At 68.1% G+C, this 23,045-nt stretch carries 20 protein-coding genes; 14 read left to right on the top strand and 6 right to left on the bottom strand.

The genetic code is table 11. From position 1 onward, the window contains the following. Positions 1-18 precede the first annotated feature (18 nt). Complete coding sequence (locus tag CKO31_RS05495; RefSeq protein ID WP_322789096.1) at positions 19-1,287, top strand: cytochrome-c peroxidase; 1,269 nt, start codon at positions 19-21, stop codon at positions 1,285-1,287. Positions 1,288-1,327: 40 nt separating this feature from the next. Here the strand turns inward: CKO31_RS05495 and CKO31_RS05490 are convergent, their stop codons facing one another. The 3 genes from CKO31_RS05490 to CKO31_RS05480 form a co-directional block, all read right to left on the bottom strand. After that, the gene (locus CKO31_RS05490; protein WP_200234779.1) at positions 1,328-1,921 is read right to left on the bottom strand and encodes a YdjY domain-containing protein; all 594 of its coding nucleotides are present in this window, start codon (positions 1,919-1,921) and stop codon (positions 1,328-1,330) included. Between the two features lie 149 nt (positions 1,922-2,070). Then, entirely contained in the window at positions 2,071-3,090 is a 1,020-nt protein-coding gene (locus tag CKO31_RS05485) for a methyltransferase (RefSeq protein WP_200234778.1), read from the bottom strand. Beyond that, a complete protein-coding gene (locus CKO31_RS05480; RefSeq protein WP_200234777.1) occupies positions 3,083-4,324 on the bottom strand; it encodes a radical SAM family protein in 1,242 nt (413 codons plus the stop codon). Before CKO31_RS05480 ends, CKO31_RS05485 begins: the two co-directional genes overlap by 8 nt. A gap of 134 nt (positions 4,325-4,458) precedes the next feature. Here CKO31_RS05480 and CKO31_RS05475 point away from each other — a divergent pair, with 134 nt between their 5' ends. Together CKO31_RS05475 and CKO31_RS05470 are read left to right on the top strand one after the other, a co-directional pair. Further along, positions 4,459-4,722, top strand: coding sequence for a DUF3303 domain-containing protein (locus tag CKO31_RS05475; protein ID WP_200234776.1), 264 nt, complete (start codon positions 4,459-4,461; stop codon positions 4,720-4,722). 3 nt (positions 4,723-4,725) lie between these two features. Then, complete coding sequence (locus CKO31_RS05470; protein ID WP_200234775.1) at positions 4,726-5,325, top strand: TVP38/TMEM64 family protein; 600 nt, start codon at positions 4,726-4,728, stop codon at positions 5,323-5,325. 41 nt (positions 5,326-5,366) lie between these two features. Here CKO31_RS05470 and CKO31_RS05465 read toward each other — a convergent pair whose 3' ends face one another. From CKO31_RS05465 to CKO31_RS05455, 3 genes are all read right to left on the bottom strand, one after another. Next, positions 5,367-5,963: a hypothetical protein gene (locus CKO31_RS05465; RefSeq protein ID WP_200234774.1), complete on the bottom strand. Its 597-nt coding sequence runs from the start codon at positions 5,961-5,963 to the stop codon at positions 5,367-5,369. A 107-nt stretch (positions 5,964-6,070) separates the two neighbouring features. Next, positions 6,071-8,677: a hypothetical protein gene (locus CKO31_RS05460; RefSeq protein ID WP_200234772.1), complete on the bottom strand. Its 2,607-nt coding sequence runs from the start codon at positions 8,675-8,677 to the stop codon at positions 6,071-6,073. 96 nt (positions 8,678-8,773) lie between these two features. After that, a complete protein-coding gene (locus CKO31_RS05455) occupies positions 8,774-9,475 on the bottom strand; it encodes a PEP-CTERM sorting domain-containing protein (RefSeq protein WP_200234770.1) in 702 nt (233 codons plus the stop codon). A gap of 645 nt (positions 9,476-10,120) precedes the next feature. Here CKO31_RS05455 and CKO31_RS05450 point away from each other — a divergent pair. The 11 genes from CKO31_RS05450 (at position 10,121) to CKO31_RS05400 (ending at position 23,045) form a co-directional block, all read left to right on the top strand. Beyond that, positions 10,121-11,518 (top strand): sensor histidine kinase, encoded by a 1,398-nt coding sequence (locus tag CKO31_RS05450; protein ID WP_200234768.1) that lies wholly within the window; start codon positions 10,121-10,123, stop codon positions 11,516-11,518. After that, positions 11,503-12,966: a sigma-54-dependent transcriptional regulator gene (locus tag CKO31_RS05445; protein WP_200234766.1), complete on the top strand. Its 1,464-nt coding sequence runs from the start codon at positions 11,503-11,505 to the stop codon at positions 12,964-12,966. The genes CKO31_RS05450 and CKO31_RS05445 overlap by 16 nt, the downstream gene beginning before the upstream one ends. Positions 12,967-13,359: 393 nt before the next feature. Continuing rightward, positions 13,360-14,568, top strand: coding sequence for an inositol-3-phosphate synthase (locus CKO31_RS05440; RefSeq protein WP_200234764.1), 1,209 nt, complete (start codon positions 13,360-13,362; stop codon positions 14,566-14,568). Next, complete coding sequence (locus tag CKO31_RS05435) at positions 14,501-15,259, top strand: hypothetical protein (protein ID WP_200234894.1); 759 nt, start codon at positions 14,501-14,503, stop codon at positions 15,257-15,259. Before CKO31_RS05440 ends, CKO31_RS05435 begins: the two co-directional genes overlap by 68 nt. After that, a complete protein-coding gene (locus CKO31_RS05430; protein WP_200234762.1) occupies positions 15,256-16,386 on the top strand; it encodes a prenyltransferase/squalene oxidase repeat-containing protein in 1,131 nt (376 codons plus the stop codon). Before CKO31_RS05435 ends, CKO31_RS05430 begins: the two co-directional genes overlap by 4 nt. 112 nt (positions 16,387-16,498) lie before the next feature. Next, positions 16,499-17,890 carry a hypothetical protein gene (locus CKO31_RS05425; RefSeq protein WP_200234760.1) on the top strand — a complete coding sequence of 464 codons (1,392 nt, stop codon included), beginning with the start codon at positions 16,499-16,501 and terminating at the stop codon, positions 17,888-17,890. Further along, complete coding sequence (locus tag CKO31_RS05420; protein WP_200234758.1) at positions 17,887-18,336, top strand: hypothetical protein; 450 nt, start codon at positions 17,887-17,889, stop codon at positions 18,334-18,336. Before CKO31_RS05425 ends, CKO31_RS05420 begins: the two co-directional genes overlap by 4 nt. A gap of 143 nt (positions 18,337-18,479) precedes the next feature. Further along, positions 18,480-19,496, top strand: coding sequence for a hypothetical protein (locus CKO31_RS05415; RefSeq protein WP_200234757.1), 1,017 nt, complete (start codon positions 18,480-18,482; stop codon positions 19,494-19,496). Beyond that, positions 19,493-20,497, top strand: a complete 1,005-nt coding sequence (locus CKO31_RS05410) for an AAA family ATPase (RefSeq protein ID WP_200234755.1) — start codon at positions 19,493-19,495, stop codon at positions 20,495-20,497. Before CKO31_RS05415 ends, CKO31_RS05410 begins: the two co-directional genes overlap by 4 nt. Continuing rightward, positions 20,467-21,471 carry a DUF58 domain-containing protein gene (locus CKO31_RS05405; protein ID WP_200234753.1) on the top strand — a complete coding sequence of 335 codons (1,005 nt, stop codon included), beginning with the start codon at positions 20,467-20,469 and terminating at the stop codon, positions 21,469-21,471. The genes CKO31_RS05410 and CKO31_RS05405 overlap by 31 nt, the downstream gene beginning before the upstream one ends. Then, positions 21,468-23,045 carry a hypothetical protein gene (locus CKO31_RS05400; protein ID WP_200234751.1) on the top strand — a complete coding sequence of 526 codons (1,578 nt, stop codon included), beginning with the start codon at positions 21,468-21,470 and terminating at the stop codon, positions 23,043-23,045. Before CKO31_RS05405 ends, CKO31_RS05400 begins: the two co-directional genes overlap by 4 nt.

Here is a 23,045-nt window from a genome sequence, read left to right as displayed (position 1 = left end):
TGCCAGGGCGCAGCACCTGTGCCAGCGCCACTGACCGACACGGACTTCCACGCCGACGGCGCGCCCCCGCCGGCAGAGGTGGCGCTCGGGCGGCTGCTCTTCTTCGATAAGCTCCTGAGCGGGAACCGGAACATCGCATGCGCCACCTGCCACCATCCGGATGCTGCCACCGGGGATGGCCTCGCCTTGTCCATTGGCGAGGGTGGACGCGGTCCGGCACTGGAGCGCACCCCAGGACTGGGCGCAGATCGGGTGCCCGCGCGCGTCGGCCGAAACGCGACTCCCCTGTTCAATGTCGGTGCGCGCAGCTATAAGCGCATGTTCCATGACGGGCGGGTGGAGGTGCATCCGCAGGACCCGGCTCGCTTCCTCACTCCGGCCGGCTCGGCGCTGCCGGGAGGTCTGCGCAACGTCTTGGCGGCACAGGCCATGTTCCCGGTGCTGGCACCCTTGGAGATGGCCGGTCAAGAGGGAGAGAACGCCATCGCCGAGGCAGTCGCAGCCGGGGACTTTCAACGCGCCTGGGCGCTCCTCACGGCGCGCCTCCAAAACCCCGCCAACGGGTACACGGATTATTTCATCGATGTCTTCCCCCACATCGATGCGGCCGATGACATCGGCTTCGTGGATGCCGCCAACGCCTTGGCGGCATTCCAGGCCGCCACTTGGCGCAGTGACAACGCCCCCTTCGATAGCTGGCTGCGAGGCGACCGGACCGCACTGAGCGAAGCCGAGCAGCGCGGATTGAACCTGTTCTACGGCGATGCCGGCTGCCATCGCTGCCACAGCGGCCCGCTGCTGACCGATCACCGCTTCCATGCGGTAGGCATGCCCCAGCTCGGACAGGGAAAAGGCAACGGCTTTGACGGGCTCGACGACTTCGGCCGCGAAAACGTCACCGGCGATCCGGCGGATCGGTATCGCTTCCGCACGCCTTCCCTGCGTAACGTCATGCTCACCGGTCCCTGGGGACACGCCGGCGGCTTCGATTCGCTGAGGAACCTGTTGCGTCATCATTTGGACCCGGTCGCAGGGCTGCGCCACTACTCGCCGGCGCCGCTGGCACCGGCGCGGGCGGACCTGGCTGGCACCGATCTCACCGTCATGCGCTCCCATGCACGCCGCGACGCTATTGCCCGGCGTGTCGAACAACGACCGGTCCGGCTGACCGACGGCGAGGTCGCGGACTTGCTCGCGTTCCTAGGTGCCCTCACGGATGCCACGCTGTCCGACGCCCAAAGCCTTGTGCCCGGGCAAGTGCCGAGCGGGCTCCCGGTGAGGGACTGACGCCGACGGGGCACCATCGGTCCCTCGAGTTTCGGCCGCCTCAAGGGTCAGGTGCGGCAGCTGCGTCCTGTTCGCCGGGGCCGAGATTGCGCACCACGACGCGGATGGGGGTGCCATCCGGCGGCAGCAGCGCCCGGTTCACTCGCGGCGGGTGCGGTGCACCCAACCCGATACCTCGCCGATGCTCGATGATGCTGTCGCGGTCGTGCACGAAGCCGATCAGGGCTCCCGTGCGCTCGGCGAGATAGTCGCCGGGGCCGATGAATGTCGAGCCGGTGTAAACCCAATCGTGATCATCGACGGGCTCGCCTTCCACCAGAATCAAGCGAGCCGGCGGCACCCTGCGCCACTGGCCGTCCTGCTCCCATTCCACCCGCAGCTCGGCTGCATCGCCCTCAAGCGGGGTCGGGTCGAAGTGATACTCCGGCAGAGTTGCGCGGTCCGCATCGAAGCCAATCAGGATGCACGCGAGGTTGAAGGCTGCTGCGTTGGTATCCAGCTCGATCAGAGCCTCATAGGCCTTGTAGCCATCGCGCTTGACGGCGAGATACTCCAGCAAGTCGTCGCCGGGTGCCGGGGGCACGTCCGCATCGGACTTCGGCGGCTCGGCGGACACCAGGAAGCGCCCGGGCACAGCGAAAGTCCGCTCCGCCCTGTCGAGCTCGATAGTACCGAGCTGGCTGCTGCCCTCCGGACCGGCGCTAGCGGCGGTCTCCTGAGCGGCCAGAGGCCATGACCACGGCATCAAAGAAGCCGCCAGCAGGGGCAACAATAGGCTGCGCATCAGCCCCGAACCCCCTGTACGATCCGATGCGGCAGCGGCGTCGGGAAGGGTTGGCCCTGCACGTCCCGAAAACCGGCATCGGTCATCCACGCGGCAACGTCGGCATCGGCGTGCACACCACCGTCGTCGGCGGTGAGCAGCATATTTAGCCCGAAGAGCGTCGCGAAGGGGGGCTCGGCACCGCCGGCGTCGGTGAACACATCACTGATCACCAACAGCCCACCGGGCACCAGCGCCTCCCGCGCACGCTCGATGAGATCCCGACAGTATGCTGCTGTCTCGCGGTGGAAGACACCGGAGATCAGCACCGCGTCCTGGGCACCGGGAAGATCCGCGACCCTGTAGTCCCCCGGAACGTGGCGCACGCGCTCGGCGACGCCCATCTCGGCGATGATCTCGGCGCCCACGGCAGCGACGCCGGGCAGATCCACGACCGTCGCCGAGAGATCCGGGTGCTGTTGCGCAAAGAGCGCGGAATAGGTGCCGGGGCCGCCGCCGATATCCAGAAGTCGCTGCCGCCCAGATAGATCCACCAGCCCGACCAGCGCTCGGCCGATGCCCAGCGCACGGTTATGCATGCCATAGACGAAGTGTCGGGTCTGCGCCGAATCGTCGCCGGTGTAGCGGGCCGCCGGCACCGCCGGACGACCTGTCCTGACCGCCTCCGCCAAGTGCCCCCAGGCTGCATAGAGGTCGTCGTTGTAGCGAAGCGCATCGCCCAAATAGCCGGGCCGGCCCGGCACGAGGTAGGCTTCCGCCAGTGGGCTCACGCCGAACAGCCCGCCGCGGTTACCGAGCAGCCCCAAAGCTGCACAGGCGTTCAGCAACAGATGCGTGGCGCGCGCGTCGGTGCCGAGCGCGGCAGCAACGGACTCCGCGGTGCGGGGGCCCTCGTCGAGCAGCGCGAACAGCCCCAGACGATTCGCCGTGAGCAGTGTTTGCGCGCCCCAATGGGCGGTGGAAAGCGCCAGCAGTGGCGCCGGATCCGGGCTGGCGGCCACCCGCTCTGCCTCAGACATGGCTCGCCTCCGCGCGGTCGATATCGCACTCCAGCTGCATGTACGCGGCGCGATGGGTCAGGAACCGCTCCGAGATCCGCACGCCCTGCTCGCGGCGGATGCGCGCATAGCCGAGATTCAGCGCCTCGAAATAGTGCAGCAGTCGGCTGAAATAATCCGGATGATCGCGGCCACCGGTCGGCCAATAGAGGGAATAGACCGGAATGGCCCCGCGCGCGCAAAGGTCCCCGGCGCCCCGCACGGCAAGCGCCGCAGCCTGCTCCCAGTCCATGCCGTGCTCAGGCTCCAGCTCGATACCGGCAACCATGGCGGTGTAGACGTTACCGGCGCCGAAGCGAGTGACCGCCTGCTCCAGCGCGCGTAGCCAGTTCCCATAGCCCACAAAGCGCTCTTTGCCGGGGCAAACCCGCGCGAACAGGGCCTCGGACCAGACCTCCAGATTGAAGCAGACCTGGTCCACGAGACCCTCACCGTGGAGCTCGTCCAGACGTGCGTCCGGCAGTGCGCCGGAGCCACAGGCCACTGGCACGCGGTGATCATTGACGGCCTGCACGGCACGGGCGAGCTCAACGAACCGCGCGCCTTCCTGGTCCCAGTCGGACATGGAGCCGCCCACGAGGTAGAGATGGCGGACACCACCTTCGGCCAGTGCCGCAGCCAGCGCCTGCTGCATGCGCGCTACCGCCCGTGGCGACAGAGCAGACTCGCCGATGCGCTGATCATAGTGCTTGACCCGCTCGTTCGGCGCCCCGTAGGCGCAGAAGGTGCAGCGTAGCGAATCTCCTTCGTCACCTCGGTGCAAAAAGAACTCGCATCCGGGCGCGATATTGATGACGGCCATGTCCCCGTGCAGGCTCACGCCCGCCTGGGCCAACGGCAGACCGTCATCGGTCGTGGCCTGCATCCAAGCGGGCAGCGGCGCAAAGTCGATGGCCAGATCGCGACCGTCGTCATGGCGCAGCCGGTAGCCCTGCTCTCGGTCGCCGACCACCTGCCAGGGGGCACCGGCAGTGCCCTTGACCCGGATCAGCGTTTCGTCGGACAGCGTCATCAGGTAGGGGATGGTCGCTTTGTCACGGCCGGTCTCGCGCTGCTCCTCCGGTGAGAAGCGGTACGGATAGAAGTTGGGGAAGGCGTGCTCGGCGGCAGCGCCGAGGCTCTCGCTCCAACGTACGCCGTCGAACATCAGCTCGATCTTCAGGCGCGCCGATTCGGGAAGGGTCTCAGGCGTCATCACGGCTCCATCAGGCGTGGGAATAAGCCGGCCGCTCGCAAGGCGGCTGGGGCGGATCGGACCGACGCCAATGCTATATCATCGGGGACTTCGTGCCAGCGCCAACCCCCAACCGGAGACCAGCCTTGTTGTACATGTTGATCAACCGCACCCGTCCCGACCTGTCGCCGGCGCAGTATGAAGAGCTTGCCCGCCTGGCGCAGTCCTTTTACGACAATATTCCAACCGGCGTGCGTCTGGTGGGCGACTGGGCGGCAGATGATCGCTCGCGCACCTTCGCGTTATTGGAGACGGACGACCCGGCGCTGCTGGAGCGCATTCAAGCGCCGTTCGCCGGTCTCGTCGATATCGAGACGATTCCAGTCACCCAGGTGACGGGCTGGGGCCGTCGGGACTGACCAATGCCGCCCCGCGCTCGCGCCGCGTTGGTCATCGCCGTCGCGCTCCTGATTCCGGTCATCCCCTTCGTCGTCATCGGCGAGCTGCCCGGCGAGCAGTGGCTCTCCGCAGCGGGCGACGACGCCCTGGTATTCGGTCTCATCGGCGGCGGCCTGCTGGCGGCCGACGTGCTGCTGCCGGTGCCCTCGAGCATCATTGGTACCCTGCTCGGCGCGCGGCTCGGCTTCGTCCCGGGGCTGTTTTGGGCTTGGAGCGGGCTGATGCTCGGGGCCCTCGTCGGCTATGGTGTCGGCCGGCTGCTGCTGGGTCGGCTCGGCGAGCGTCTGCCGCAGGCGCCAACGCTGGCGCTGCTTCTGCTGAGCCGCCCGGTGCCGGTGCTGGCAGAGGCGGTCACCGTCACGGCGGGTGCGGAGCGATTATCGCTGCCGGTCTTCCTAGCGGTCTGCGCAGCGGGCAATCTCGTCTACGCGGGCGCGCTTACAGCCAGCGGTGCCGCCTTTCTCCCCACGGGGCTCGCCGGCCCGGGTCTCGCCATACCCTTGGCCGTTCCCGCCCTCGGCTGGCTGATCTGGCGCCGTGTGGAACACCAGGGCAGCGGCTGAGCCATGCCCGACGGGCAGCCGCAAACAGCCACTAACGGCTTCTAAGGCATCGGGCCGCCGGCATCGGCGGGCTCGATGTAGACCTCGTGCAGGCCCTCGACGTTTTCGACCGTGATCTGCGGCCAGTCGCGGCGCGCCAAGGCCTTTCGGATCTTGCGCAACGCCTCCTTTGGGCCGTCGAAGTCCTGCCGGCGGATGGCGACGATCCGTGCCTGCTCCGGTAGCCCCAGAGCCTGGGCGACGGCCGCATGCGCGGCGGGGCCTTCCGAGACCTCCTGCAGGGATTGCTCCACCGCTTTCAGCGCCGGCACCAGCTCTTCCAGAGGCGCCAGCCTGACTTGCGCGGTCCGTGCCAGCGCCGTCCGCGGGATACGGGTGGCGCTGCCGCCGCCGAGCGGCACAAGCAGGCGCTCGCCGTCGTGCTCTACCTCGACCCCTTCAGGAACCACGGCGGCGATCGCTGTGCCGCCGACGATGTCCCCGGCGCGTATGGACTTGATCTCGCCTTCCAGCTCCACCAGCGCCCCGAGCCGCTCGCCGCTGCCGTAGACCGCCGTGACTCGAAAGTCCGCGGCGGCCACCGGCAGCATCGAGCCTGGCAGCAGGGCCGCAGCCAGCGCGAAAGCATGCCTGTTCATGCGTTCTCTCCGAAGTAAAAACGGCCCGCGCAGGCGGGCCGTCGACTCTTCCAGCCGGAAACGCCCCTCGCGGCCGATGCACTGCATCGACCGGAGGGCCGTCCGCCTTACCTGCGGCTGCGCCGCGCCTGCAGCTGTCCGCTGCCCTCGTTGGACTGACAAATCTCGGAAGTATCGATCCGGATCGGCCGTACGATGTAGTAGTAGGTCGTACCGGCCGCCACCGCGGAGTCGGCATAGCCAGGCGTCGGTGTGTTGCCGATCAGGTTGTACGGGCCGCCGTTAATGGTCCCGCGGTAGACGTTGTAGGAGTCCGTCTCCGGGTTGTTGGACGCCGCCCAGTTGAGCGAAATGGCTCGCGAATTGCTGCGAATGAACAGATCGCTGATGCACTCGCACTCCTGAGCCCCGAGGGCAAAGACGTTGGCCTCACCGATATCGAAGCCGGTCAGGTTCTCGTCCGCCACCGTCGGGAAGCAGGCGGCACTGTCGTCCTGGACCCGCAGTGACGCGTTGAAGGCGCCCGGCGTGGTGTAGAAGCCTGTGACCTCGGCCTGTGCGCCGCTGGCGTCATCGAATTGGTTATCACCGTCGAGGTCCCAGTCATACGCGGTAATACTGTCGCCGTTCGGGCATCCTCCGGGCGGCGGATCGGTCTCGGCCTCGCCATCGTCCGGATTCTTTGAGCCGGTGCCATCCAGGAAGAAGTTCTGACCGAGGCAGAACACATAGGGTCCGTTGGCATCCGCGGTCGGCGCCAACGGCGGCGTGTCCACGGTGACGTTGCAGACCGTGCTCGCGGTGTCTGCCGGATCACTGTCGTCGGTGACCCGCAGCGTGACGGGATACACGCCGACGGCCGCCGGGAAGCTCACGTCGGGGACCACGGCGCCGGTCTCGTCGAAGACGCCGTCGTTATCGGTGTCCCATTCCCAGGAAATGATGCTCTTGCTCGCGTCCTGGTGGAAGGAATTGGTGCCGTCCAGGGTCACCGGCTGCCCGGCGATGGAGGGATTCGGACGCAGGCCGCACACCGCCACAGGCTCGCCGGACGAGAACACCGTGCGGTTCAGCATGATGATGGCCCAGGTGCTCGTGAACGGATACTGAGTGCTGGAGAATTGATTGCCATTGGGCCAGGCACCCCAGGACGCCCCGGCACCGCTGCCGTTTTGGCTGTCGACGATCTCGCGGGCCACGCCGTCGCACGGGGCTGTCGTACCGGGGTTGCAGAGCGTGTCCGGCTGACCGGACTCCGCTCCGTACCAGTCCAAGGGATTGGTACTGCCGGTGTTGACCAAGCAATCGAGGCTCGTGGGTGCGCTGCTGCTGCTGTCGTGCAGGAGCATCGACTTGGTGAACGAAAACAGGCCGTAGTAGTAGTCCTTGATGGCGCTCCGGGCACCGCCGGTGTTGCAGAAGTTGTCGCGAATGTAATTCTCCGACCGATCCCATTGGTCGTCGCCACGCCCGATCCCCTGCCAGGCCAACTGGACCATGCCCGACGGCGTCGTCGCATAAGGGCCCCAAAGGGGGCTACTGCTGGTATACCCGAACACGCCGCTCGTCTGCTGCGTATTGGTCAAGGAAATCTGATTCATCGCCTTGACTTCGGGCGGAACGACACTGCCGAACTCCCGCTCAGCGGCAATCAGACCAATCGCCGCCCACTGGTTCGTCGAGTTGTCGGTCGTGGTGCCCCCGCCGTTGTCATACCAGTTGTAGCGCCATCCGCCGCCTGCTTCGGATTGCCCCCAGGAGTAGGCGTCGACCATGTCCTGCACGATGTCGGCATAGGTGCGACCCTGCACGATGCTGGCCTCAGTGCCGGAGGCCGCCGTGGAGCCTGCGTCGGCGGTCTTCGCCGGTGTACCTGTGGCGACGATCGCGTCAATAAACAAGCCGCCCTGGTAGGGCGGATCAGAGGTGTCTCCCTGCAGGCCGATCCCGTTGCCGTTGACATCCGGGTCAAAGGTTCCGACTGTCGCAGTCTGACTAGACAGGGTTTCCGCCGAAAGCTGCTCCAGAGTGGTATTGATGCCCCGCTCAACGGTTTCCGTGTAGGGGTTGGTCGCGGCTCCAGCTTCTGAGTGGCCATTCACGAGGAAGGCGGTCACGTTTGCTGGGTCGATGGCGTTTTCGGTGGTGCTCGTGCTCGGAAGGGCGACACCCTGCCAGCTGCCGCAGGGCTCGGCGGCATTGGTGGAGCAGGTGCTACGGCTCATCCGCTTGTGCAGGTACCACAGGCCCTCGTCAATGGCGATGTTCACGTCGACACCGAGGGAAGGCGCTTGGATCTGTGTAAAATAGTTGACCGTCGCTGAATCACCAGTTGCGTCGTCCGTCACCGTCAGCGTGCCGGTGAAGAGCTGCCCCGGCGTGCCGGTGTAGGTCACCGCGCACTCGATGGCGTACTTGGTGGTGCTGCTGACGGTGCCCGAGCACTGCCCGGGATTGCCGCCGCCGGTGTCCCAGAGCCAGCTGACCGTGCCGACGACACCGGCATCACCCTGGCCGATGCTGGAGGTGCCTTTGAGCCGCGTCGGCTCACCGGACAGGGCCGTGTGCGGCGACAACGGATTGGCCGGCACGAAGGGCACGGCCTTGACGACGGGCGTGACCGCCAAGGCAACTTCGGTGCCTGCAAGCAGCGTTGCCGCTGCGGCGGCGCCGAGCAGCCCGCGCCACAGGCGGGATTTGCTAGCGATGGTCATTGGTGTTTCCCCTTCCAGAGTTTGAGACGTCGCACCACACGGTCCCCACGACCGAAGCGATGCTGTCGCAGCGGGTCACGGGCGCCCGCTGTTGCCTCAGGCGCGGCGCTGCGCCGCGGTCCGATGCAGTCCGAAGAGCCCAAAGGCGAGCAGGACCAGCGTCGCCGGCGCCGGCACACCCTGGGTGCGGATGTCCAGATCGGCGGCGAGCTCCACGGTGCCGCCGCTGCCGAAATCCGTCTGGATCAGCGCGAGGCCGCTGGTGTTGAGCGACTCGGCAATGTCGATAGTGATCGTGGCCACCTGGTTGTCGAGCAGCGAGTAGGCGTAAATGGTCGCCATGGCGACGTCGGTGCCGATCGGGAAGCTGGTCGTATCGACGCTGCTGGTATTGTCCAGGGTGTTGGCCTGGAAATTCGTAAAAATGTCCCCGTTGAACGGCTCGTCCATTTCCCAGCTCTGCCCAGCGGCGGCTGCGCCGGCGGTACTGCCATTCTCGTTACTGAAGCCGTTATCAGCGACATCGATCTCGAGATCGAAGTAGCCCCCGAAGAAGTGATCGCCGATGGTGGAGTTTTGGTAGACCAGCCTGCCCAGACCGGTGGTCTCGTCGAAGCTGGTGGAGTCGAGCCCCGGCACGTCGGTAATGGCATCGGGGGTCGTGAAGCCGTTGCCGTAGACGGTGCCGTCGACGTTGAAGGCCCACTCGAACAGACCGATGTCAGCGGCGCCGGCGAGGCCCGGAGCCGCTGCGCCGGCGCAGAGGTAGGCCGCGAGGGTGAGTTGTTTCGTCTCCATGTGTCTGGATACTCCGTGCTCGGGAGGATGGACGTTCATGCGGGCATCGTTGAGAAGATGCCGGCTGCTTTCGGTGGTTTGTAACGACCGCGAGGATTGCATCTTTTAAGCAAGAATGAGGCCATACTTACGCCACAGAAAAAAAATTCCTTACTCTTAGTACCTTGCGCAAGGTCGTGCCCCACCTGTCAAACTGCCCCCGGAAAAAACTGCGAATTTTTGTAAAGAAACTTGACAATGGTGCTTGCCCAAGCGGCTAAGGCGGCGTCTTAAAGCATTGTTTTACAAGACCCTTTTGAGTACACCGGTCAGCTAGCCGCCACTGTCACAACCGCTGCGGTGAGGCGGACCCCGGACTACGCGGATCAAGCTCCCTTTAAACAATATTTTTCAATAAGCTATAGGCATTGGAAGAAGCGGCGAAAGCAACCTCGACAAGCCGAGGGTGTAAAATTTTCCGAAACGCTCCCTCGGCGTCGAATCGTCGCGACTCCGCGCCGGCCGCGAGTTGGAGCACGCGCGCTCGCGTTGTAAACATTGCGCGAAACCCCCTCGTTACGGCACCGTGCCCACCCTATGGCAGGTGTCCCTCGATCCGTAAAACGCCCGGTCCGTGCCGGTCAGACCCTGTGGCGACGGCTCGATATGCGCCAGCGGCTCCTGTTGCCATTGACGCTGGTCTTCGTGCTGGCGTCGTTGCTGGGCTGGTGGGCTGCGTCGGAGCTCGTCGGCCGTGCGCTGCGCCTGCGCCAACAGGCGCTCGTCGTCGCCACCGCAGAACAGCTTGCCGGCGGTCAACTGCCCCTGACGCCCGAGCTGCTGACGCGCCTCGGGGCCTTGGTGGACGCCCAGATCCTGCTGCTCGACAGTCGGGCGCCGGCATCGCTTCCGCAGTGGCTGCCCGCGCTGCCGAGTCCGGCGCGGGCGCCTGAAGCCCCGGCGCGGCCGATGGCTACGCCCCATGCAGACGGGACACTCAACCTGCGCATCAACGGCGCACCGCACCTGGTCGCGCTGAGACCACTGCCGCCCGGACTGGCACACGGCGCCGATCATGTCGCCGTGATCAACAGTCTGGCGGATCTGGAGGCCGCGATTTACCGGGCGGCACAGTGGCTCGCGCTGGCCGCCCTGGTGTCGATCGCGCTGCTCCTGGCGGTGGCCACGGCACTCACTGACAGCATTGCCCGGTCGCTTGCGCAGTTGTCGACGATGGCCAGACGCATCGCCGATGGCAACCGGTCCGTGCGGATGCGCGCCCTCGGGCCGCCGGAGCTGCGCTCGCTGACATGCAGCCTCAACGAGATGGTCGCACGCCTCGATGCCTATGAACGACGCGCGGCCGAGCAAGCGAAGCTCGCCGGGCTCGGCGCCATGGCAGCTCGGGTCGCGCACGAGGTGCGCAACCCGCTCACGGCCATCAAGCTACAGCTGCAGCTCCGCGCCGAGTCGGGGCCGGGAGGGCAGGAGCCCGATGCCGTGGACCTCGTCGCCGAGATCCGACGGCTGGAGCTCCTGCTGGGGGGCTTGCTGGAGCAGGCGCGCCCGCGGCGCCTGCACATCGCCGCCGCCGACCTCAACGCCGTGGCGGGGGACGTGGCGAGGTTGTTCGAGCCGCAGCTGGCGCATGCCGGCATCACCCTGGCCGTCGATCTCGCGCCCACACTGCCGCCGGCGGTCATGGACGTGGATGGCTGTAAACAGATACTCACCAACCTTCTCGTCAACGCGCGGGACGCCCTCGGCCGCGGCGGCCGGGTTACCATCGCAACCGGGCCCGCTCATAGCGCAGCGGTGTTCGTGAGCATCTCCGATGACGGTTCAGGTCTGCCGGATGCGCTCGCCGCGGCCCTTATCGCCGGAGACCGCGATACCCTCGGTGCCGGCGGTCGGGTCGGCCTGCGGCTGTCCCTGGAGCTCGCCGAGCGCATGGGCGCCCGGCTCGCCACCTGCGAGAGCGAGCTTGGCGGTGCCTGCCTGCGGCTGCGTCTGCCGAGGGCCGCCCCGCATCACCAAGAGGAAGCGACGTGGCAAGCGTCCTGATCGCCGACGACGAGCCTGCCATCTGCCGGGTCTTCAGCACCATGCTGGAGCGCGCGGGTCACCGGGCGCTAGTGGCCGCGGACGGCAATCAGGCGTTGGAGCTGGTGAGCCGCGAGGCCCCAGACGTCGCCTTCCTCGACGTGCGCATGCCCGGACTGGGCGGCCTCGAAGCGCTGGCCCGGCTGCGCGAGCTGGCGCCAAACCTGCCGGTGGTAGTCATGACCGCCTACGGCACGGTGGAGACGGCGCTCGCGGCCATACGCAACGGCGCCTTCGACTACCTCGGGAAGCCCATCGAGCTGGAGCGCCTGCGCGCGGTGCTCGATCGCGCCCTGCGCGCGGCACAAGCGTCTCCGGCGGATGCCAGCGCAGCACAGGGGGATGCCGCCGACGACGAGACCGCGAAGCTCGACCTCGTCGGGCAGGGGCCCGCGATGCAGCAGCTTTTCAAGCTCATGGCGCTGCTCACGGACAACGACATGCCGGTGCTGATCCACGGCGAGAGCGGCGTGGGCAAGGAGCTCGTCGCCCGCGGTCTGCACCGCCACGGCCGCCGACGCGAGCAGCCCTTTGTCGCCGTCAACTGCGCCGCCATTCCCGCTGAGCTGCTGGAGAGCGAGCTGTTCGGCCATGTCCGCGGCGCCTTCACCGGCGCCGTCGAGGCGCGAAGCGGCAAGCTGGCCGCCGCGGGTGCCGGCACCCTGCTCCTGGACGAGGTGGGCGAGCTGCCCCCGCCCCTTCAGGTGAAGCTACTGCGGGTGCTGCAGGAGCGCTGCTTCGAGCCCGTCGGCGAGCATCGGCCCCAGCGCCTGCAAGCCCGCCTCCTTGCGGCCACCAACCGCGACCTGCCGCGGGAGGTCACCGCCGGACGCTTCCGCGAGGATCTCTATCATCGGCTCAACACCATCAGCCTGCACATTCCGCCCCTGCGACAGCGCCTCGAGGATCTCCCGCTGCTGGCTCGGCACTTCCTCGCCCGCGCCGCCGCGGAGCTGGAGCGCCCGGCGCCGACACTGGCGCCGGATGCTCTGGACGCGCTCAGGCGCCACCACTGGCCCGGCAACGTCCGCGAGCTGGAGCACCTGCTGCGCCGCTCGCTGCTGCTGAGCCCCACGCCCATACTCACGGCCGTCGATCTCGCCTTTGCGCAGCCGGAGCAGGCGCCGGGGGACAGCGGCGACGCGGCCACCCCAGACGCATCATTGACAGCGCTTGCCCAGTCCACGGCCGCGGCGCTGGACGCGCTATTGCTCGCGGCGCCATCCCAACACGGCGGCTCGGCGTACAGCATGCTCGTGGAGCATGTGGAGCGAACACTGGTGCACGAGGCTCTGCGTCGCTGCGACAATAACCAGGTCGCGGCGTCTCGCTTGCTGGGGCTGCATCGCTCAACGCTGCGGAAAAAGGCAGGCTTGGACAGAACAGACCCAACGGCGGCAAACGAATGACTGTTTTATGTACAGCATGAGCCCCTCTGTCGATATCGCGTACAATCAGCAGCCCAGCCCAAGCACGCCCGAGCAACAGGCGCGCACGCAACGCCCTGAGTTGTCTCGGGACAAGGCGATGAGGCTTTTTGGCATCCGACATGCTTGCCCTAGTCTCAAGGTAGCGCATCCGCCATCTCCTGCGGCGCCGCGCCGCCCGTCGCCGTGCCACCCTTCCACGGCGTCGGCGCTCCGAGCACGCCGGGGCGACTGCGGCTCCCCACCGGTCTGCATGCTTGACGATGGCTGCGGGAGCGCTCCGATCAGTCGCCGGGCCATCGCGGCTCGGCGGCGCCTAATTCACGCGCGGCCGCGACCGCTAAACGCAAAGGACAGCACCCGCCACGGGATGATATGACCGGTTCCACGGAGCACACACCGGGGACTTCGGGGCCGCGCCTCGGCATCTGGATCGCGGGTGCCGGAGGCGACATCGCCACCACCACCATCGTCGGCGCGCGAGCCATCGCCCAGGGCCTCGCCGACGACCTGGGCTTGGTGACCAGCCTTCCGCCGTTTGCAGCATTGGGGCTGCGCTCGCTTTCCACCCTGCACTTCGGCGGTGTCGACGTCGGCTACACCTCGCTGCCGCAGACGGCCGAGGCGCTCTACCGCCGCTCGCGCACGGTGAGTCGGGAGCTGCTCGACGCGCTGCGCCCCGACCTCGACACCATCGAGACCGATATCCTGCGCGACCGCGCGCTCGGCTGGACCGCCACCAGCGATGGCACTCCGCTTGCCGATACGCTGGCCCACCTGCGCGGCGCATTGCGCGATTTTCGCGAGCGCCACGGCCTGGAGCGCGTCGTGGTGGTCAACCTGATCTCCGCCGGGCCGACGGCGGCGGCGGACCCGGCCCAGCAGAGCGCCGACGGCTTGGCCGAGCTAGTTGCCACCGACCGCCGGGAGCTAGTCACGCCGAGCATGGCGTTCGCCATGGCCGCGCTGGCCGAAGGCTGCCCCTTCGTCAACTTCACGCCCAACCCGTCCACCGGCTACGACGGCGTCCGCGAGCTGGCGGACCGCTACCGCGTGCCCATCGCCGGCGACGACGGCAAAACCGGCGAGACCCTCGTCAAGACCGCACTGGCGCCCATGTTCCTTGCGCGCAATCTGCGCGTGCTGAGCTGGGAGGGCGTCAACCTGCTGGGCAACGCCGACGGGCGCGCGCTGGACCACCCGCAGAACCGCAGCGCCAAGATCCACAATAAAGAGCACGTGCTCGAGCGCATCCTCGGCTATGCGCCCCACGCCGGCGTGGACATCAACTATGTGCCGTCCCTGGGGGATTGGAAGACCGCCTGGGACCTGATCCACTTCCAGGGCTTCCTCGGTGTCCCGATGACCATGCAGTTCACCTGGCAGGGCTGTGATTCCATCCTCGCAGCACCGCTGGTGTTGGATCTCGCACGCTTCGCCGATCTCGCCGCCCGACACGGTGAATACGGTCCGATGTCCCATCTCGCCGCGTTCTTCAAGAATCCGCTCGGCTGCGATGATCTCGCGTTACCGAGCCAATTCGAGCGGCTGCTGGACTATGCGCGGGCACACACCGTCGGCTAGGAGCTTTATACGCCGCACGCGCACCGCCGCGCTTGCAACCACCGTCACCGGGCTGGGAATCTGGCTCGCACTGCGCGAGTCGCTGTCTCTGCCATTGGCGGCGATGGCACCCTTGCTCGCCGCGCTCGTGCCCGGCATGCTTCTGCAACTGCCGCCTGCACTCCGGCACACTCGACCGCTGCCGGCGCTGGCACGCGCGCTCGCAGGCGCGCTGGCGCTCGCACTGGTATTGGCCTTGCTCGACGGCGCCCCGCCTGCTGCGGCGGCGACGGGCGCGCTGACAGTAGCGCTGGTGATGCTCGGCCTTGGTGCGGCCTGTCTGCTGGCCCCGCGGCAGGGCCGCGAAGCGGTACACGGACTCCTGGTCACGGGGCTCGCCGCGTTGGCCCTAAGCCCCGTCTGGCTCGCACCCTGGCTCGACGCCGCGAGCCGGGTGCCGGGTCTCGTGAATGCCCTGGTGGCCCTCAACCCGTTAACCTTGCTTGCCAGCCCAATGGCGCTCGACTACTTGCGAGCGGACTGGTTTTACCGCTACTCGCCTCTAGGCAGCCTGCGCTACGACTACCCGGCGCCGGCGGTGCTGATGCTCGGCTGGCTCGGGGCAGGCACCGGCATGCTGCTCGCCAAGGCGGCACGCCGGCGTTGGACGAGCCCCAAAAACCCACGACTGAATCCGGAGGTTCCCCGATGAAGACGATCACTGCCGGCCTGATCACGCTCATGCTTGCCGCTGCCCCCCTCTGTGGCCTCGCCGAGGACGTGGCAGTGAGCGGATCGGATTCAGCGACCGAGCCCGCAGCGGACGAGACCGCACTCGACACCGAGCTGAGATCCGAGATCGAGCGCGCCATTGACGCCGGCCTGCGCTATCTGAGAGCAGCCCAGGCAGACGACGGCTCCTGGTCGCAGTCCGTCGGCGTCACCGCACTGGTGCTGCGCGCCTATCTGCAGAGCCCGCGCGGCTCCACGGAGGAGGACGGCCCGTTCATTGCCCGCTCGATTGCGTACCTGCTGGATCATGTCCAGGACGACGGCTCCATCAGCGAAACCAACCACAATCGCAACTACAACACCGCGGTTGCGATCACCGCACTCAAGGCCACCGGTAACGCCGAATACACGCCCGTCATCGCCAATGCCCAAGGGTTTCTCAAGGGCTTACAACTGGACGACGAAGACGGCTACGCGCGCTCGCACAAGTATTACGGCGGCATCGGGTATGGTGGCGACGAGCGCCCCGACCTGTCGAATATGTACATGGCGCTGGAGGCACTGAAGGCGTCGGATGTCGACCCGGACGACCCGGTGTGGGAGAAGGCCCTGGTATTCGTCTCCCGTAGCCAGAACAACAGCGAGACCAATGACGTAAAGGTCAGCGTGGACGACGGCGGCTTTGCCTATATGCCCAACTACAGCCCACACGGGGGCGGTGAGTCTTACGGCGGCATGACCAGCGCCGGCCTGCTGAGCCTGCTCTTCGCCGGTGTGGACAAGAACGACCCGCGGGTGCAGGCTGCCTACGACTGGATCAGGGCCAACTACACCGTCGACGCCAACCCAAACGCCAAAGAGGGCCAAGGTCTCTTTTATTATTACAACGCCTTCGCCAAGGCGATGGCGGCCTACGGCGAGCCGACGGTCACCGACACGGCGGGCAACACCCACGATTGGCGTCGCGATCTGGCGGAGAAGCTCCTGTCGCTTCAACGCGAGGATGGGTCTTGGATCAACTCCTTGTCCAGCCGGTGGTGGGAAGGCGATCCCAACCTGGTCACGGCCTGGAGCGTCATCGCGCTGAACCACGTCTACGGCACTTGATTGGCACCTACGCGATGAGTGCGGCGCCATGCTGAGGCGCGCAGGGCGGCACGGGACGCGGCTGGGCGTCCATGGCGCACGGCGGGCACTCGTTGGGAGCCTCTGGCTCGCGATGTCGGCCTCCGCCGCCGAGCCCGTGAGCCTGGTCTGGGGCGGCGCCTTCATCCGCGGTGCCAGCACGGAAATACAGGTTCGATTGGACACGGCGTCGCCGCAGCCGACCACCGTCCGCGTAAGCTCCGGCCCCAGCGAGGTGTCGATCGCAGCGCCCACCAACTACCCGGGCCCGGTCGTCGTGCCGCTTCACCCCGGCGCCGATGGTGTCGTGGACGTGCTGCTGCGCGACGGCGCCGGCTCTGAGCACCGCCACCGGCTTCAGCTCACGCCCGTGGCCGAGCCGCTGAACGTGGACGCTGCACAAGGTGTACTGCCGCGCACCGCATCCGGTTACGGGCCTGTTGCGATGCTCCACATGACGCGTGCGCGGCTCGCGTCTCTCGATGCGGCAGAGGCGGCGGCCCTGGCGGGCTACCTCGCCGCCTGCGGCCGCATGGTCGTTGCTGACGCTCATGGGGCGGTGCTCGAGCCACTGCGGGCTGCCGCCGGCTGCGGCGGCGTTTTCGTCGCCGGCGCGCAGGCGCCGGACGCGCCTGCCCACGCGCCTGCAGCACTACCATCGCCCAGCCCAGACAGCGCTCGAGCCACCGACAGGCTGGCGTTGTGGCTGCTGCCCTACCCGCTGCTGCTGCTGGCGCTGGCCTCCCTCCCCGGCACTCATACACCGATAGCCGGCCTCGCGCCGCGCCGGGCACGCCTCGGTCCCTGGCTTCTCGCCGTGCCGCCGGCGATGGCCATGGTGCTCTGGATCGGCTTGCCCCAGACCCTGCCGAGCGCACGACTCGATCGAACTGCCTTGATGAACGTCGCCGACAGCACGTACCGCTGGCAGGGGATACTCACTTTGAGCGGGAGCGGGGCCGCCGTCTCGCTGCCGCCGCTATCAACGCCGCCGATCGCTGTGGACGGCGGAAGACAGCAACTGTCCGCATCGGCGGACGGCACCGAGCTTCGGCTGCCAAGGCCGAGGCAGCTGCTAGCCGAGCGGCAGTATCGTCTGGCCGGCACCGCGTCCTCGCCCTGGCAGCTCGAAGCGAGGCTCGCCAGCGGAGAGCTGCATCTCGGAAACCTAGGGCGCCGCAATGTGCCGCGGGGCCGGCTCTTCATCGCCGATCCACAGCACCCTGGACAGCGCCGAGCCATACCCACACCGGCGCTGGCCGCGAGCGAGAGCCAAAGCCTCCCATTGCCCAGCGTCGGCAGAGCAGGCCAGCCGACGGCGCCGAGCGCAGCCCCAGCCGAGGCTGCGGCCGACATACCCGGCGCGTCACCGCCCACAGCGCTACTGCCTGCGCTGCTGTTGCCGCTGCCCCCGACCGTCGGCACCGACCCACGCATCGAGACGACCGGCTCGATCATCGTAACGCTCACGGGCGACGCCGGATGAATCCCTACCGCCTGGCCTTGTTCGGCGGCTTGCTGCTGCTGATGCCTGCTGCCGGTTGGCTGCTCTCGATCTTGGGCGCCCAAGCCGCCCCTGCGGACCTGACGCAGGCGGCCTTGCTGCTCTCGCTCTTTCAGTTGGCCCTGGTGATGCTGCTGCTGCCTGGGCTCGCGGCAGGCGGTCCACCGCTGACGCCCGCCTTGCTGCTGTTCCTGCTCCCCGCGCCGCTCGCGCTGATGCTGATACTCACCGGCGCGGAGCCTGTGCAAGCGGGGGGCGCTCAGGCGGTGGGTCTGCTGAGCACCGCCGGTCTCGCCCTCCCCTGGCCCAGACTCGCCGGCGCCGGCCGAGCCGACGGCACGCAATTTGTCGAGCACCTGGCTCAGACCGGGCTGCTTGTTGCGCTGTGCGCCTTTGGCACCCGGCTGCTGGCTGTCGGTGCAGCATGAGCGCGGGCCTGGACCGATTGGCTCGACAGGTCTGTCGCCGCCAGCGGGCTGCGGCGGTCCGGCGCGGGCTGATAACGATTTTTTCAGGCGCCGCCGTAGTGCTGGCGACGGGGACCCTGATACATCTCGCTTGGGGCGAGCGGATGCCGCGCGCGCTCGGGCTGCGGGCGCTGGACTGGGTCCTCCTGACCAGCGCTTTCGTGCTTGCCCTGGCGGCCGTTGCCTGGCGCCGAATTCGGCATCCTCAGGGCCGGCGCGACAGCGACGCGTGCGATTCGCTGCGGCGCGTCGACGCCCTGCTCGGCGCCGACACTCTCTTGCTCGCCGCCGCTGAGATCCGCCGCAGCGGCGGGCCCAAGACCGCCGTGCAGGCGCTCGTCTTGCACCAGGCCGACAGTGCGCTGGCCCACTGGCGGACACGGGCGGCAGCGCTGCGCTTCGCACCGGCACCGGGCGCGCTGGCGGCGCCGGCACTGGCTCTGGCGGCGGCCGTGGCTCTATGGGTGGCAACGCTCCAGCACCCGCTCGGGCACGCCCCCCTGGGGGCGCCTGCGGGATCGGGCACGGAATCGGCGCCGCCGCCGGCGGCCCTCGCCCAACTGCGCACCGCCATAGCCCGGGCGGCCGAGAAGACGCCGCAATCCGCGACGGCTCAGGCAGAGCACTTGGCACAAACGGGGGAGCGGACATCGGCCCAGCCCAGCCCCGGCGACTGGTCGCCGGTCATGCCCCCGCCCAGCATCGATGTCGGCGCCATCCCCGGCGCCATTCAACCTGACGACGCCGGGCAAACGCACGGTCTGGCCTTGGCCGGGACAGGCGTGGACGGCTTCGGCAGCGAAGTCGCCACGGCCAGCAACGATACGACGCCCTTGCGCCAGTTACCGTCTTCCGGCGCGGTCATCCCCCTTGCTCGCGCCGAGATCGGTCTCGATGCAGGCGCCTCGGCACCGGCGGAGCGTATTCAAGAGCCGCCGAGTCGAGCCGCATCCGCACGTGCGACCACTGCGCTACCATCGCTGCGGCCGGTCCTAACGGTGCAACGGTCCGCTGCGCCGATGGACGGCTTATCACTCCATCAACGCGGCATGCTTGCCGCCTATCATCGATACTTGGCCGGCGACACCAAGCTTTCCGATGTCCGCAGCAAACGCCAATGACCACACCCCGGGGCACTGAAACGGCAACCGACCTAGCCGCGGCCACGGCAGACCTGGCCGCGCTGCGTGCGGCACTTGGGAGCGTGGTGCTCGGGCAACAGAGACTCATCGACCAACTCTTGTGCGCGGTGCTGGCGGGCGGGCATGTCTTGCTGGAGGGATTGCCGGGTCTCGGCAAGACGCAGCTAGTGAAGGCCCTCGCGCGGGTGCTGGACGTTTGCATGAGCCGGGTGCAATGTACGCCGGATCTGATGCCTGCCGATGTCACCGGCAGCGAGATACTGACCCGCGAGCACGCCACCGAGGCCCTTCACTTCATGCCGGGGCCGGTATTCGCGCAAATGGTGCTGGTGGATGAGATCAACCGCGCCACGCCCAAGACCCAGGCCGCGCTGCTCGAAGCCATGCAAGAGGGGCAGGTGACCTGCAACGGCCGCACACACCCCTTGCCCGAGCCGTTTCGGGTCGTCGCCACCCAGAACCCCATCGAGATCGAGGGCACCTATCCGCTGCCCGAGGCGCAGCTGGATCGCTTTGCCGTGCGGCTGCACGTGGACATGCCCGATCGCGAGACGCTGGTGGCCATGCTAGATGTCTCCCTGGACGCCGAGCCGGCCGAAACGCTGGCACCGGTCCTCACATCGGAGCGCCTGCAGCTGTTGCTGGCGAGTGCCCGCGCGCCGGAAATTACCGGCTCGGTCAAGCGTGCTGCTGCCGACCTGGTGCTCGCCACCCACGGCGATAGCGACACGCCCGCGGCAGCGCTGCGTTACGGCGCCAGTCCCCGGGGGCTGCAGGCGCTGCTGCGCTGCGCGCGGGTCCACGCGCTCCTGGATGGGCGCGCGCATGTGGCCTTTCGGGACCTTGAGACTTTCGCGCTGCCCTGCCTCAATCACCGTGTGGTGCTGAGCATGGACGCGCTACTGGGCGGCGCCGACCAAGCGACTGTGCTGGGGCAGCTGCTGGCGCAATGGCGGGCACGATGGTGCGGCGACGGCTGAGCAGCGGCGCTGACGAGGATCCGCTGGTGGCCCTGGATTCGGTGCGGCTGCAACGGCTTTCTCTCCTGACGAGCGGCCTGCTCGCGGGCAGACCCCAGCACGCCGACGGGACGCTGCGCCACGGCTGGATCGCCTCCGGGCAGGACTTCATCGACCACCGCCCCTACACGCCCGGTGACGATCCGCGCGGCATCGACTGGCGGGCCAGCGCCCGGCGTCGGGAGCCGGTTGTCCGCCGCTACCGCGACGAGCGCGCCGGCGAATGGCTGCTGGCCCTGGATCGCAGCGCGTCCATGGGCATTAGTACACGGCAGACTCAGCACGGCGCTTGGAGCCTCGCAGTGCAGCTCGCCGCCGCCACCGCCTTCGTGCTGACACAGCAGGGACACAGGGTCGTGCTGGCCCTGTTCAGTCATACCGTCGATGCGGCCACTGAGCCTGGACGCGGCGCAGAGGCAAGGCGTGGCGTCTATCGGCTGTTGCGCAACTGGCGGCCCGTGGCGCCGATGCGTGAGCGTCCGGTCAGTCCCGACACATCATGCCCAGAGCGCTGTGCGCCTCTGGCGCAGGGTCGGCGCGTATTGCTGATCAGCGACTGTCTGCGCCCGGACGGCATGGCCCCAGCACTGGCGCTCTTGGCACGCGCGGCGGCCGGCGTGGAATTACTGCGCGTGGCAGCGCCGGCAGCGCAGTTAGGGGGCGCGATCAGGCTGGTGGATGCCGAGACCGGCTACCAGCTCACCGTAAGCAGCGATGAAGCGACGGCACAGCGCGCCCGAGCACGGCTGGATGCCGTCTTCGAGACCCTTGCGAGCCGCTGTCGCGAGCTCAGGATACCGGCTACCGTTGCCGCGCCCGATGCCGCCTGGGATCAGGTGATACTGTCACACCTGCTGCGACATCCGCACGCAACCGTGCCGCGGCAGGGTGGCCAGCAGCCTGAAGGTAGTCCGCTCCAGGGCTCAAGCTCGTGATCACCTTCGCCGCTCCCTGGTGGCTGCTAGGCCTGGGCTTGCTGCCGCTGCTGCGACCACTCCACCGCCGCGGTCAGGCCTCGCCGGCGCTCGTGCCGGCGCTCTTCCCTTGGATCACAACGCAGGCGCCGGAGGCCGCTGCACTGCAGGACGCACGCCCCGATCCGCGCTGGCGCCGTCGCGCTTTGATCGCCGCACTGCTGTTGCTCGCACTGGCAGGCATCGGCTGGCGCCCGCCGGCGGACAGTCTGCAGGTCCGCGTCGAGCTCGAGGCCACGCCAAGCCTGCTGGCCGTCGAGCCGGACGGCCGAAGCCGTGCCGCGCACGCCGCCGTCGCCCTGCATACCGCCTTGGCGAACGCGCACGCGCCGTCTGCGACCCTGTTCGCCAGCGGCGCGGACAGGGCACCAAGCCCAGTCGACGGCCTCGACAGCGCTGCGCTGGCGGCTCGATTCACCAGGGCCGCTGACGCCGCAGTCGCCGGTACGGCATCGCCAGCACTTCCGCCGCCGCTCCCCCATGGGGTGCGAACCTGGCTCGTCACCGATGGTACACGGGGCAGCGATGCTGCGCCGGGAGACTACTCGCGGATCATCACCTTTGGCGAGAGCACCGAGAACTTCGGTATTGCAGCACTGGCCCTGCGGCTCGACCCGCGCGACGCGTCGCTGCTCCAAGGCACCGTACAGATCCACAACGCCGGCACCCACCACGGCGAGCGCGCGCTGGTGCTGACCCAGGGTCAGCGGACGCTCGCCGAGTGGCGCGTGTCGGTGGCCGCGAGCGCCACCGAGGTACGCCACTTCGACATCCCTCGCGCCGGCGGCGCGCGCCTGCTGGCAAGGCTGAAGCCCGCCGACGCACTGGCGGTGGATGACCAGCTGGAGGTCGCTGCCGAGGCACTGCAGCCGCTGGCAGCGCAGATTGCGCCCGAATGCCCGGACACGCTACGTGCTGCAGTTGCTGCGAGCCCGAGACTCGAATCCAGCGAAGCCGCGCCGGCGCTGATGATCGTCTGCGCTGAGCGGCCATCGCCCGAGGCATCCAGCAGCGCGGTTTCGCTATGGTTCCGAGCGGCTTCAGCACAGTCTTTGCAGCCGCTGCCGAGGGCGCTGCTACCCGCGCCACTGCAAGGGCTGGATTCGGCAACCCGGCCGCGGACAGTCGCCATTGTGCCCGCAGAGGACCACGCCGGCGTCCTGTTGGCTGGTACTCGCCGCCTGCCGCTGGTGCTGGGGTATCCGGGCGAGCGTCGCATCGATGTGCTGATCGAGCTTCCGCGCGGCACCGGCGGTGCGCCGGCGCTGCTGCTCGACTGGCTGCTGGACCGCCTGCCGGCGGCGCTGCCCCAGCAGCCGTCGCCGGTGCGGGGTGCCATCGGCCCAGTTGCGGCGCGGCGAGCAACGGCGCAGATGCGCATTGCACCCGGCCCAGTGGCTCAATCCGGCACCACCGGCCGCGAGCGACCGCCGTCACGAACTGTCCCTGCCGCCCTGGCCCTGGCGGTCGCGCTCGCACTGCTGGTGCCGGAGCTCACTCGCACGGGTGTGCGCGGACCGTCCAGAAGCATATAG

Origin of the sequence: Thiohalocapsa halophila, assembly GCF_016583825.1 — a bacterium.
Classification (GTDB): Bacteria; Pseudomonadota; Gammaproteobacteria; order Chromatiales; family Chromatiaceae; genus Thiohalocapsa; species Thiohalocapsa halophila.
This window is presented reverse-complemented; position numbering and strand designations above follow the sequence as displayed.